The sequence below is a fragment of the Stenotrophomonas sp. pho genome, from assembly GCF_006228405.1.
In the GTDB taxonomy this organism is placed as follows: domain Bacteria; phylum Pseudomonadota; class Gammaproteobacteria; order Xanthomonadales; family Xanthomonadaceae; genus Stenotrophomonas; species Stenotrophomonas sepilia.
In genome coordinates, this window is sequence record NZ_CP029759.1 from 1,392,098 (window position 1) to 1,403,874 (window position 11,777).

10 protein-coding genes and 2 pseudogenes are annotated in these 11,777 nt (G+C 67.3%); 6 read left to right on the forward strand and 6 right to left on the reverse strand.

The annotated features are described in order from the left end of the window. Positions 1-52: 52 nt before the first annotated feature. Both DL544_RS06550 and DL544_RS06555 read right to left on the reverse strand, forming a co-directional pair. The gene (locus tag DL544_RS06550; protein ID WP_139726917.1) at positions 53-490 is read right to left on the reverse strand and encodes a hypothetical protein; all 438 of its coding nucleotides are present in this window, start codon (positions 488-490) and stop codon (positions 53-55) included. Positions 491-658: 168 nt separating this feature from the next. Continuing rightward, positions 659-2,866 (reverse strand): TonB-dependent receptor, encoded by a 2,208-nt coding sequence (locus DL544_RS06555; protein WP_111176297.1) that lies wholly within the window; start codon positions 2,864-2,866, stop codon positions 659-661. 135 nt (positions 2,867-3,001) lie between these two features. Between DL544_RS06555 and DL544_RS06560 the strand changes: the two genes are divergently transcribed. Together DL544_RS06560 and DL544_RS06565 are read left to right on the forward strand one after the other, a co-directional pair. Then, a complete protein-coding gene (locus tag DL544_RS06560) occupies positions 3,002-3,415 on the forward strand; it encodes a MerC domain-containing protein (RefSeq protein WP_005415804.1) in 414 nt (137 codons plus the stop codon). A 110-nt stretch (positions 3,416-3,525) separates the two neighbouring features. Then, positions 3,526-3,704 (forward strand): annotated as a pseudogene (locus DL544_RS06565) (30S ribosomal protein THX). Between the two features lie 132 nt (positions 3,705-3,836). On the opposite strand, the pseudogene DL544_RS06570 reads toward DL544_RS06565, so the two are convergent. The 3 genes and pseudogenes from DL544_RS06570 to DL544_RS06580 form a co-directional block, all read right to left on the reverse strand. Continuing rightward, positions 3,837-5,085, reverse strand: a pseudogene (locus DL544_RS06570) (alkaline phosphatase family protein). Between the two features lie 396 nt (positions 5,086-5,481). Beyond that, the gene (locus DL544_RS06575; RefSeq protein ID WP_139726918.1) at positions 5,482-5,973 is read right to left on the reverse strand and encodes a methylated-DNA--[protein]-cysteine S-methyltransferase; all 492 of its coding nucleotides are present in this window, start codon (positions 5,971-5,973) and stop codon (positions 5,482-5,484) included. Next, positions 5,970-7,448, reverse strand: a complete 1,479-nt coding sequence (locus DL544_RS06580) for a DNA-3-methyladenine glycosylase 2 family protein (RefSeq protein ID WP_065177461.1) — start codon at positions 7,446-7,448, stop codon at positions 5,970-5,972. Before DL544_RS06580 ends, DL544_RS06575 begins: the two co-directional genes overlap by 4 nt. Positions 7,449-7,879: 431 nt before the next feature. On the opposite strand from DL544_RS06580, the gene DL544_RS06590 reads away from it, so the two are divergent. From DL544_RS06590 to ubiM, 4 genes are all read left to right on the forward strand, one after another. Then, positions 7,880-9,043: a COG3904 family protein gene (locus DL544_RS06590; RefSeq protein ID WP_065177460.1), complete on the forward strand. Its 1,164-nt coding sequence runs from the start codon at positions 7,880-7,882 to the stop codon at positions 9,041-9,043. A 58-nt stretch (positions 9,044-9,101) separates the two neighbouring features. Further along, positions 9,102-9,647 (forward strand): DUF4019 domain-containing protein, encoded by a 546-nt coding sequence (locus DL544_RS06595; RefSeq protein WP_005415810.1) that lies wholly within the window; start codon positions 9,102-9,104, stop codon positions 9,645-9,647. 11 nt (positions 9,648-9,658) lie between these two features. Beyond that, on the forward strand, positions 9,659-10,048 hold the full coding sequence (locus DL544_RS06600; RefSeq protein ID WP_095379034.1) for an MAPEG family protein: 390 nt from the start codon (positions 9,659-9,661) through the stop codon (positions 10,046-10,048). Positions 10,049-10,127: 79 nt separating this feature from the next. Beyond that, positions 10,128-11,306, forward strand: coding sequence for a 5-demethoxyubiquinol-8 5-hydroxylase UbiM (gene ubiM / locus DL544_RS06605; protein WP_065177458.1), 1,179 nt, complete (start codon positions 10,128-10,130; stop codon positions 11,304-11,306). Positions 11,307-11,317: 11 nt separating this feature from the next. On the opposite strand, the gene DL544_RS06610 is transcribed toward ubiM, so the two are convergent. Then, entirely contained in the window at positions 11,318-11,539 is a 222-nt protein-coding gene (locus DL544_RS06610) for an RNA-binding S4 domain-containing protein (protein ID WP_014036469.1), read from the reverse strand. Positions 11,540-11,777: the final 238 nt, after the last annotated feature.

An 11,777-nucleotide genomic window follows, 5' to 3' on the forward strand; every position in this document is an offset into this window, starting at 1 on the left:
GATGAAAAGGCTTGGGGCCGGAACGGATGCGGCTAGCCGGTGGCTGATCCGCTCATCTGGCCTTCTTCCTGCTCTTGATGAAATCAATGAACCCCTTCTCATGGCCCTCAAAGGCACGTCTGCCGTACTTGCGGTGCTGCGGTTCGAACAGCGCGTAGGCTGCATCAAGGTTTCCCGATTCGAACTCAATCGTTGCAAGGAGCTCGTCCATGTACTCGCTTGAGGCTTCTCCTTGTCCATAAATGTCTCTGGCGACCATCGCCCACGCTCTGGCCTTCTCAAACTGGGCGGTATCGCGATAGAAAACTGCTATTCCATACGATGAACTCTGGGCGTGGTCATAGGATGACTTGGGCTCTGGAATCATGTCCCAGCTTTCAAGGAAGCGATGCTCTGCCTCCGCGATGTCACCGGCCAGCCAAGCGGTTCTCCCGCATTTGGCGATTGCAAGGATGCGTTCTTTCAGTTCGGCATCGAGACTCATGGTCATGCAAGTGTTTCCGCTCAGTTTTTCTATTGGATTGATACCGGGCTGAGTCTAGCCGCGTAGTAGATGGTGACGCATTGGTAGTGCGCCGCTTTCACCAGTTCATGCCATATACGACAAAAAGAGGGGGCCTTTCGGCCCCTCGGGTAATGTTCCGACGGCGTAAGCCGATCAGAAGAACGCGCGGATACCGAATGCGACGCCACGGCCCGGCAGCGGCGAGTAGTCGCGCAGCAGAGAGGTATGCGGACGCACTTCGCGGTTGGTCAGGTTGCTGCCATCCAGGAACACCTCGTAGCTGTTGCTGGCGTTGCGGTCCCAACGATAGGCCAGGTGCGCATCGACCAGGGTGTAGCCATCGCTCGGCTCCTCGTTCTGCGCCACGTCCTTCTGGCGGCTGTAACGCACCGCACCGACCGAGGCGCGCCAGCCGTCCTTCGACCAGCGCAGGTCGGCACCGACGCGGGCCGGGGCGATGCGCGGCAGGTAGCCGGTGTTGGCAAGTTCCACGCTGTAGTTATGGTTGTGGTCGCCATGCGGAACGGCAATGTCGAGGTTGCGGCTGCCGCTGCCATCCAGCTTGGCTTTCACGTAGTCACCGAACAGGCGCAGGTCCCAGTCACCGGCGCCGCCCTCGAACAGGTGCACCAGGGCCTCGGCCTCGGCACCGCGGAATACCGCGTCCTGCTGGGTCCACGCACGAACTGGCAGGCCCTCGGTAACGCCGGTGTCGGCCAGGTAGATGAAGTCCTTGAACTTGGTCTGGTAGACCGAGGCGGAGAAGTCCAGGCGCTCGCTGTGGGTGTGGATGCCCAGCTCCACGCGCTGGCCGCGCTCGGTCTTCAGGTTGCCGTCGCCGATCTCCAGCGAACGGGTAGCAATGTGCGCGCCGGCGGCGTACAGCTCTTCGTTGGTGGGTGCACGCTCGGAGCTGTCCACGCCGATGCGCAGGTCGACCGCGTCGTTGAGCTTCCAGATGCCGGCAGCCGAGAGGTTGGTGGCGCCGAAGGTGCGGCGCCGGTAGTCACCGGTCGGGTCCAGCTTGACCTGGTCGTGGCGGCCGCCCAGTTCCAGCTTGAACGGGCCGAACTGCTTTTCCTGCAGTACAAACAGGCCGATGTTCTTCGTACCGGTATCCGGTACGAACGCTTCTTCACCCTTGGCGCCGAAATCACTGTTGCCGAACTGCAGGCCGAAGGCGCCGTCCCACCCACCGATCTGCTGCTGCACCGCTTCCAGGCGCGCCTCGATGCCACGGTTGGTGAAGCGGGTGGAGGGCGTGCCGGCCTCCAGCTCCACGTGCTCGTAGTCGGTGTAGGCCACGCGTGCGTTGATGTTCTTCAGGAACGAGACCGGGTTGTAGATGCCGGCCTTGGTCTCGAAGCGGTTCTGCACCATGTCGATGCGCACGTCATGCTCGTCGCCGCCTTCCTCTTCATCGCCGTGGTCGTGGCCGTGGTCATGGCCGTGATCGTCGCCGTCGGCGTGCACGTGTGCGCCGTTGGGAATGCCGTAGTTGGTGCGGTAGGTGCTGGCCGACACGCCGAAGTAGCCGCCTTCGCCCAGCCAGGTGGCGCCGACGCCGCCGGCGCGGGTGCGGATGGAGCTGTTGTCGAGGCGGCCGCGACGCGGCTCTTCGCCTTCCTCGCCCGCGTGGTCGTGGTCGTGGTCGTCGTGGTGGTCTTCCAGGCTGTCGATCACCGCATAGCCGGGAATGCGGTAGTCGTCGCCATTGCGCACCAGGCCGTCCACATGAAGCACGACATTGCCGCTGACGCCATCGAGGCGGAACATGCCGCTGCGCTCGTTGTTCACCGAATTGCCACGCAGCTCGGCGCGGCCGCTGAGCGGGCGCTCGGGCAGCTCGCGCGCGATGCGGCCGTCGACCACATTGACTGCACCACCGATGGCACCGCTGCCGAACAGCAGCGTGGCCGGCCCCTTCAGCACTTCGATCTGGTCAGCCAGGAACGGCTCGATGCTGGTGGCATGGTCCGCACTGACGGTGGATGCATCCATGTTGCCCATGCCGTTGGACAGCACCGCAACGCGTGGGCCTTCCTGGCCGCGGATGATCGGGCGCCCGACGCCGGGCCCGAAGAAGGTGCTCTGCACGCCGGGCAGCTTGGCCACGGTATCGCCGAGGGTGCCGGCCTTCTGTTCGTCCAGGCGCTCACCGGCCAGCACCTCCACCGGGCGCGCAAGGGATTCGGCATCGCCCTGCAGCGGCGACGCGGTGACTTGCACCGAGGACAGCTCGGTCAGGTGGCGGTCACGATGGGCGGTGTCCTGACCGGCTGCAAAGGCGACGGACGGCAGCAGGGCGGCGAGGGCCAGGGCCAGGGAATGCGGCTTGAGCCGTGCGGTGTGGGCGGGCATGGATGGGTCCTTTGTTACACTGTATCAATCGCGGGGCGCACGAATCCCGTCGATGGGACAGGGGGAGGGAAAGCGTGCGGGTCGGGAAGGGATGTTATATTATTCCATAACGATTCGCCGACCCTGCTGGAAGTCATGTCCTTGTCCTCACGCCTGCGCCACCTGCTCGACCGTTTCGGTGCCACCGGTTCGATGCTGTGCGCGGTGCATTGCGCAGTCATCCCGGTGCTGCTGGCGGCAGCGCCCTCGCTGGGCCTGTCGTTCTGGCTGAGCGACGGCGTTGAACAGGCGCTGGTGCTGTTCGTGACCCTGCTTGGGCTGTTCAGCCTGGTCTGGGGTTACCGCCGCCATGGCGCGCTGCGTGCGCTGGGCTTCCTGATCCCCGGCCTGGTCGCGCTGTGGGCTGGCGTGCTGTACGAGCCGCTGCATCACAACGCCGTGCCGCATGCGGTGGTGATGACCATCGGTGGCCTGCTGGTGGGCGTTGCCCATCTGGTCAACCTGCGCCTGAACCACGGCCACGTACACGACGCCAGCTGCGCGCACTAGGCGCTCCATGATAGGATTTTCGATCGTGCGCGGGGGCGCCCAGCAAGGCGGCCCCGCCGAACCCGTGTCAGTACGGGGTAACCAGATTTCACACTTGAGGAGTTGAAGACATGGGTAAGGGTGACCGCAAGACCGCCAAGGGCAAGCGCTACAACGCCAGCTACGGCAACGCCCGTTCGCATACCGCGAGCAAGGTCGCCGTAGGCGCCGCCGCCCGGTTGCCAAGAAGACCGTGGCCAAGGCTCCGGCGAAGAAGGCCGTGGCGAAGAAGGCCGTCGCCAAGGCCTGATCCGGCCGCGCGACTGGTCCAAGGAAAAACGCGGCGCCTGGCGCCGCGTTTTTTTATGCATGATTTTGCAGAGCCGAGCCCATGCCCGGCTGGCGCAATGCAGCCGAGCGTGGGCTCGGCTCTACAACCGGATCAGCGCAGGGTCTTCTTCAGCGTTTCCGGGTTGCCGTCGTTCGGCGCGGCTGGTACCTGCAGAAGGTGTGCCAGCAGTGGATAGACATCGACATTGTCGAAGCCATCGATCACCAGGCCCTGGCGGAACGACGGGCCACTGGCCACGAACACCGCGCGCATGGACGGCAGCGCGTTGTCGTAGCCGTGCGAGCCGCGGTCCTGCTGTTCGCGCTTGGCGATCTTTTCCTGATGCAGGGCATCCCAGCCTTCATCCATCATGCAGACAATGGCGGGAATGCGCGGATGGGTGCCGTAGTGCAGGCGCGCCGGCAGTTTTTCTTTCTTCCAGCATTCGTAGTGCGCGTGGCGGCCGAGCAGAGCGCGTTCGGCGGCGGCTTCATGGCCGACCACCGGTGCGAAGCCGACCGACTGGCCCTGGCTGACATTGCGCGCAATCGCCGGGTCGACCATCGATTCGGTGGCGATCACCTGGCCAGCGGGGACACTGGCCATGCCATGGTCAGAGACCACGATCACGTTGGTGGTCGAGGCCAGGCCGCGCTGCTGCAGCCCATCGAGCACCTGGCCGACGATCTGGTCGGCGCGCACGATGGCGTCGGCGTACTGCTTCGACTCGGGGCCGTAGTTGTGACCGGCCTTGTCCACGTGTTCCATGTACAGCGTGGTCAGGCGGGGGGCATCGGCGTCGGTCTGTGACAGCCAATCGAGCACGATGCCGGCGCGCTGTTCCAGCGGCTCCTTGCCGTCGTAGATGCGCCACTGGCTGGGGCGTACGCCACGGATCTCCGATTCACTGCCCGGCCATGACGTGGTGGCCGAACGCACGCCAGCATTCTCGGCGCCGACCCAGATCGGTTCGCCGCCCCACCAGCCACTGGTGGTAACCGCTTCGCGATTGCTCAGCTCGAACCGGCCCAGTGCTTCATCGTCCATGCTGTTGTTGACGATGCCGTGGTGGTCCGGGCGCAGGCCGGTAACGAGGGTGTAGTGATTCGGGAAGGTCAGCGACGGATAGGACGGGGTCATCCAGCGTGCGCGCACGCCGCCATCGATCAGGCGTTGCAGGTTCGGGGTCAGGCTGCGGTCCAGCGCATCGGCGCGCAGGCCGTCGATGGAGATCAGCAGCAGCTTCGGCGGTGCCGCCGCAGCGATGGAAGTGGGAACGGAGGCGGAGGGGGGGCGCGGTGGTGCAGGCAGCCAGGGGCAGCAGCAGCGCCAGCGCACAGGTCAGGCGTACGGAAGTCATCCGCGCATGATAAGCCGGCGCAATGACGCGCCCAAGACACGGCGCGGTGTCCGCGCATTTTTCCTTATCCCCGCGCCTGTCGGCGCGCGCCCTTCAACAAGAAGGGGGCTTTTCTCCAGACAGATTCCAGATGCCTCCATCCACGCATGGCGTGGATCTATCGTGTCGACCAAGGTCGACACCTGCCAGCCGCCGCGGGAATCTGTCGAAGGTGGGGCGGTGTGGGTGGGCAGGACCGTTGGCGCCATGGATGGCGCCATCGACCCCCATGGATGGGTTTACGGCGTGTCCTGCCCACCCATACCGCCCCACCCAACGCGTAGAAAATCGGAGCTGTATTGGCTCTTGACCTTGCCGTTGCCTCTGCGGGTGCCGGGCGCAGCCCGGCCGGCCCTCTCAGGCGAACAGCGGGGCCTGGCGCTGTTCCAGCCGCAGCAGCGCGGCCTTGGTTTCCAAGCCGCCACCGAAGCCGGTCAGTGCACCGTTGCTGCCGATCACGCGGTGGCAGGGCAGGATGATCGGCAATGGATTGCGGCCATTGGCCGCGCCCACCGCGCGGGTCGCGCTGGGTTGGCCCAGGTGCTGCGCCAACTGCAGATAGCTCCAGGTCTGGCCGAACGGAATCAACGCCAGCGCCTGCCACACGCGCAGCTGGAACGGCGTGCCGCGTGGTGCCAGCTGCAGGTCGAGCCGGCTGCGTTCACCGTGCAGGAACTGCAGCAGCTGTTCGCGTGCCTCCGGCAGTGCATCCGGTGCGTAATGCCAGCCGTCGCGCCCGCGTGCGGGGTGACGGTTCTCCGGAAACAGCACGTGCGCAAGACCACGCTCGTCACCGGCGATGGTCAATACGCCGATCGGGCTGTCGAAACGATCGAACAACAGGGTCATGTCGGTTCTCCAACGAACGTGCCGGACAGGTGCCACAGGTGCAGCACCGCGTAGGCGCGCCACGGGCGCCAGGGTTGCGAGCGCGCTTCGGTCGCGCGTTCGCTCAGGCGCTGGCCCTGCGCGTGGCCGAGCACCTGCTGCAGTACAAGGTCGCCGGCCGGGAAGGCATCGGGCTGGCCGAGGCCACGCAGGGCGATGTACTGCGCGGTCCAGGGGCCGATGCCGGGCAGTGCAACGCAGCGCGCAACGAATTCCTCCAAGGCCTGGCCGGGCCCGAAGTCGAGCCGGCCGCTGGCGCAGGCGGCGGCCAGGGCGCGCACGGTGGCGGCGCGGCTGCGCGGCAGGCCGATTGACTCCAATGGTGCCTCGGCCAGTACCTCGGGCGCTGGAAACTGGCGATCGAAGTCGGATGGCATGCCCGGCAGGTGCGCGCCATAGGCGTCGACCAGGCGCCGCGCGAAGGTGGTGGCCGCGGCCACGCTGACCTGCTGCCCGAGCACCGCGCGTACGCCCACCTCGAAGCCATCCCAGCCGCCGGGCACGCGCAGCCCGGGGCGCTCGGCGATCCCGCGCGCCAGCAGAGGTTCCTCGCCGAGCGCGGCATGCACCTGCTGCAGGTCGGCATCCAGATCGAACACGCGACGCACGCGGCGCACGATGTCAGGGATCAAGCGCGGATCCACCGCGCCCAATTGCAGGCGAAGTTCCGGGCGCTTCGAATCGGCGGTGACGCGCAGCAGGGTGGGGCGCTCCGGCGCGCCCAATACGCGCTGGTAGCTGTCTTCACCGATCAGTTCGATGCCGGGCAGGCTGCGTTTGCGCAGGAAGGCCAGCATGCGTGGGAAGTCCAGTGGTGGACGGTAGCCCAGGCGCAGCACCAGGCCGCCATCATCTGCAGCCAACGGTTGATGCTGGCGACGCAGGGCGGTCGGCGCCATCCCACAGCCTTGCAGGAACGCGGTATTGAAGCGGCGCAGGCTGTTGTAGCCGGCAGCCAGCGCGACGTCGGTCACCGCCAGCGTGGTTTCGGTCAGCAACTGTTTGGCCAGCAACAGGCGATGGGTTGCGTGGATCTGCCCGGGCGTTGCGCCGAGATGTTCGACGAACAGGCGCTGCAGTTGGCGCGCGCTGAGGCCGAGCTTCGTTGCAAGATCGGCCACCGGCTGCTCCTGCAGGAAGCCGCCGTGGATCAGCGCCAGTGCGCGCTGCACGGTCTGTCCGGCCAGGGCCTGCTGGGCCTGCGGTGCCAATTCCGGGCGGCAGCGCAGGCAGGGGCGGTACCCGGCGGCCGCGGCGGCCGCGGCGGTGGGGAAGTAGGTGATGTTGCGCGGCTTCGGCGGCGGTGCCGGGCACACCGGGCGGCAGTAGATGCCGGTGCTGCGCACGGCGGTGAAGAACACGCCGTCGAAGCGTGCGTCGCGGGCCAGGCGGGCGCGGTCGCAGGCGGCGGTGTCGAGGGCGAGGGCGGTGTCCATGGCGCCAGTCTAGGCCCGCGCGGGCGGCGATACTCGCCACATTCGGACATGGATGCTGAAGGGGGGCAGGCTGGGCTGCGCCCGGCACCCGCGGTAGTGCCGGCCGCTGGCCGGCAACGGCAACGGCAACGGCAACGGCAGAAGCTGGTTTTCTGTGGGGAGGCGGGGTGGGCCCGGTTGCGGGAGTGTCCGCGGCATGGATGCCGCGGCCAAGCCCCCAAGGACGGGTTTACGGCGTCTCCCGCAACCGGGCCCACCCCGCCTTCGACAGGTTCCTGCGATCTGTCGGAAGGGCATCCCGCTCTGGTAGGTGTCGACCTTGGTCGACACGCTTTTTCCCCAAGGGTCAGAAGGGGTTCATCACCACGCACTGAATGCGCGGCCTGGACGGGTAGACTGTGGCTCTTGCTCACGTGAAGACCGGTTGCCCGATGTCCGCCAAACTCCGCTGGTTGCCCCTGTTGTGCCTGGCCCTGGCGGGCTGCAGCCAGCTGGAGAATCCGGGCAATGTGACTGCCGCCGACAAGGCCGCGCGGGCGCCGTCCAGCGATGGCGAGAACATGGTGTCGATCAATGCGGCTGACGCACCGCCGCCGCCGGCACCGCCGCGCAGCCGGGAGGACCGGCCGTGGCCGCAGGCGCAGCTGGAGAATGGACGCGCCTGGATCAGTTGCAGCACCGAGTACGCCGGCGAAGCTGGCGACGGTGTCGAGCTGGAAGGCCTGCAGCGCGAGCAGATCACCCAGGCCCTGGCCCCGTGCGCCGAGCGTGGCCTGATGCGCGTGCGCTACGCCGGCAAGATCAATCCGGGCTTCGCCGAGATGATGTGGCGTCTGGCGGTGGTGGCCGACCAGCAGAAGATCCACAAGCGCATCCTTGACCTGGATTCCAGTGGCGGGCAGGTGGAGTCGGCGATCGTCGCCGGTGACAGCATCGGTGAATCGGGCTGGACCATCTGGGTGCGCGAAGGCTCGATCTGCCACAGCGCCTGCGTGTTCGTGCTGGCCGCCGGCGACAACCGCCTGCTGTCGGGCAAGGTCGGCATCCACCGCATGATGCGCATCAGCTCCAAGGCCACCTCGCGCGCCGAGCTCAACCGCGAGCTGCACGAGGTCTACGACAACGTGAAGGACTACCTGCAGCGCAACGGCGTGGCGGTCGGTGTGGCCGATCTGATGATGACCGTGCCCAACCGCAGCCTGCGCCTGCTGACCCCGGACGAACTGCGCCAGTACGGCCTGGATGGCACCAATGCGGTGCAGGACGATCTGGAACGGATCAAGCAGATGCGTGCCTGCGGCGACGATTTCGTGCAGCGCAAGGACGCCTTCCTGGTCGCCTTCGACCAGCAGTGCAAGCGCGAAGGCGCCGACATGGAGTCGATCAACAGTTGTGGCCAGGCGTTGAAGCAGCGCTTCGGCTTCCCGGACGCGGTCTGTCCCGACGAAAGCCCGCTGTCGGAGATCGATGTGGCGACGCTGCCACCAGCGCCGCCGGAGCCCCCGCCGGTGGCCGAACAGGCGCCAGGGAACGCCGCCGCGCCCGCCGCGCAGGCTGATGCGGCAGCGGTGGAGGGCGACGCCCCGGCACGCTGACAGCATAGTCACCGCGCTGGCGTAGACTGCGGTTCTCTCCAGAAAACCGGCGGTGTCCATGAAGCGCGTGCTCCTGCTGCTGTCCCTGCTGCCCCTGACTGCGTTGGCGCAGGCACCTGCGCCGGCCACGCCTGCACCAGCTCCGGCACGCCCGGCCCCGGCATCGCCGGCGGCTGCGAAGCCCGCCACTGCCGGTGCCCCGGCGTTGACCGCTGCGCAGCAGGCCCAGGTGCAGAAGCAGGACGCGGAAATGGGCGCGGCTGCGTTGAAGGCGGCGCAGCTGGTCGATGCCAACCGCGCCGGCGAATTGTGGGATGGCGCTTCGGCCGTCGCGCGCCGTGCGGTGCCGAAAGCCACCTTCGTCAGCCAGTTGGCCGCCGAGCGCACGCGCCTGGGTGCGCTGGCCGGGCGTGGCCAGCCGACCATCACCCGGGTCAAGTACAGCCCCGGCGCCGCAGTGCCGGAAGGGCTGTACATCAACGTCAGCTTCCCGACCCGTTTCGCCAACAGCGCGCAGCCGGTGCGCGAGCTGGTCTCGTTCCGCTTCGACGAAGACCAGGTCTGGCGCCTGGCCGGTTACAGCCTGCGCGCGTCGGCACCCTGAGGAGATGAACGATGGCAACTGAGCTGACAATGCTGGCCTGGTCGGTGCTGCTGGGCTTTGTCTACATCTTCGCCACCTCCACCGTGGTCACCCGCGAGCGCGGGATGAAGTGGAATGCCTCGGCACGCGATGGCGATGCAAAGCCGCTCAGCGCGCTGGCCGGTCGCCTGCAGCGTGCGCAGGCCAACTTCCTGGAAACGTTCCCGTTCTTCGCCGCTGCCGCCATCGCGGTGGTCGTGGCCGGGCGCAGCAACGACACCACGGCGCTGGCTGCGCAGGCCTACGTCTGGGCGCGTGTGGTCTACCTGCCGCTGTATGCCGCAGGCGTGCCCTACGTGCGCAGCCTGGTCTGGCTCGTATCGCTGCTGTCGATCCTGGCGCTGGTGTTCGCACTGCTGTAGCCGGGCCTGATCCAGATCAAGGCCAGTCATGCGCGCGGCGCTATGCTGGCCCGGACTGAATCAACGGCAGGAGGCGCGCATGCGCAGGATGGACGTGGTGGTGGTCGGCGCCGGACCGGCGGGACTGTGCTTCGCGCGTGCGCTGGCCGGCAGTGGCCTGCAGGTCGGGCTGGTCGAAGTGCAGCCGCGCCAGGCCCTGGCCGAAGCCGCCTTCGATGGCCGCGAGATCGCGCTGACCCATGCCTCGCGGCAGAGCATGGAGCAACTGGGGCTGTGGCAGCGCCTGCCGCAGGCCGAAGTCGCCGAGCTGCGCGATGCCAGGGTGATGAACGGCGGCTCGCCGTTCGCGTTGACCTTCGCCAGCAGCCAGGTTGATGGCCAGCCGCTGGGCTGGCTGGTGCCCAACCACCTGATCCGCCGCGCCGCCTGGGATGCCGTGCAGGGCCAGGATGCGCTGGAGCTGTTCGATGGGCGCAAGGTGCTGGGCGTGCAGGCCGATGCGCAGGGCCACGTGGTCAGACTCGATGACGGCAGTCAACTGCACGCGCGACTGCTGGTCGCGGCTGACAGCCGCTTCTCCGCCACCCGCCGCATGCTCGGCATCGGTGCGCAGATGCGCGACTTCGGCAAGTCGATGCTGGTATGCCGCATGCAGGTCGAGCGCGACCATCACCACACGGCCTGGGAGTGGTTCGGCTACGGCCGCACCATGGCGCTGCTGCCGCTCAACGAGGGCCAGGCATCGGCGGTGATCACGCTGCCGCCGCGGCAGATCGAAGAACTGCTGGCGATGGACGAGGTGGCCTTCGGCGATGCCATCAGTGCCTGCTTTGAGCATCGGCTGGGCCGCATGCAGCCGGTGGCCACGCCGCAGGCGTATCCGCTGGTAGGTGTGTACGCGCACCGTTTCGTCGGCGAGCGTTCCGCGCTGATCGGCGATGCCGCGGTGGGCATGCACCCGGTCACCGCGCACGGCTTCAATCTGGGACTGGCCAGCGCACAGCGGCTGGCACAGGGCATCGTCGCGCAGCAGCGGCGCGGTGCCGACATTGCCGCCGCCGGCATGCTGGCCAGCTACCAACGCGGTCATCGGTTGGCGTCGCGGCCGCTGTACGAGGCCACCAACGCGATCGCCAGCCTGTACACCGACGATCGTCGCCCGGCACGCCTGCTGCGGGCCGCGGGCCTGCGCCTGGCGCAGGGCGTGGCACCGTTCAGACAGCTGATTGCCTCGCACCTGACCCAGCGCGTGGCCTGAACACTCTCGGATCAGCCAGCGGCCAGCACGCGGATCTGGCTGTCGGCGAACTCGACCACCTGGCCTGCGCGGATCTTGCAGGCCTTGCGCAGTTCGACCTCACCATCGACCCGCACCTGGCCCTCGCTGATGACCATCTTGGCCTCGCCGCCGCTGGTGACCAGGTCGGCCAGCTTCAGCAGCTGCTTGAGTTCGACGTAGTCGCCGTCGAGGTCGAATTCGAGAATCTGCATGGAGCGAGGGTCCTGGAAAGAGGGCGCAGGCCAGCGGCCGGGCCGGGAAGCGGGCGCGTATTGTGCGCCAGCACGGGGCACGACGGCACGCGCATGGAAAGCTGTACGCCTCGTTCAGGATCAATGCGGTATCATTCCGCTCTGAGCGAGTGAAATCTCCTCCGACCGAGCAGCGCCAGGGCACGCGATAAGAAGGGCGCCCAAAGCGCGGACCATCACCCTTTTTATCGCACTGCCA

Coding starts and splice junctions, on each gene's coding strand:
- DL544_RS06550 (WP_139726917.1), bottom strand. CDS start 490: ATGACCATGAGTCTCGATGCCGAACTGAAAGAACGCATCCTTGCAATC.
- DL544_RS06555 (WP_111176297.1), bottom strand. CDS start 2,866: ATGCCCGCCCACACCGCACGGCTCAAGCCGCATTCCCTGGCCCTGGCC.
- DL544_RS06560 (WP_005415804.1), top strand. CDS start 3,002: ATGTCCTTGTCCTCACGCCTGCGCCACCTGCTCGACCGTTTCGGTGCC.
- DL544_RS06575 (WP_139726918.1), bottom strand. CDS start 5,973: ATGACCCTGTTGTTCGATCGTTTCGACAGCCCGATCGGCGTATTGACC.
- DL544_RS06580 (WP_065177461.1), bottom strand. CDS start 7,448: ATGGACACCGCCCTCGCCCTCGACACCGCCGCCTGCGACCGCGCCCGC.
- DL544_RS06590 (WP_065177460.1), top strand. CDS start 7,880: ATGTCCGCCAAACTCCGCTGGTTGCCCCTGTTGTGCCTGGCCCTGGCG.
- DL544_RS06595 (WP_005415810.1), top strand. CDS start 9,102: ATGAAGCGCGTGCTCCTGCTGCTGTCCCTGCTGCCCCTGACTGCGTTG.
- DL544_RS06600 (WP_095379034.1), top strand. CDS start 9,659: ATGGCAACTGAGCTGACAATGCTGGCCTGGTCGGTGCTGCTGGGCTTT.
- ubiM (WP_065177458.1), top strand. CDS start 10,128: ATGCGCAGGATGGACGTGGTGGTGGTCGGCGCCGGACCGGCGGGACTG.
- DL544_RS06610 (WP_014036469.1), bottom strand. CDS start 11,539: ATGCAGATTCTCGAATTCGACCTCGACGGCGACTACGTCGAACTCAAG.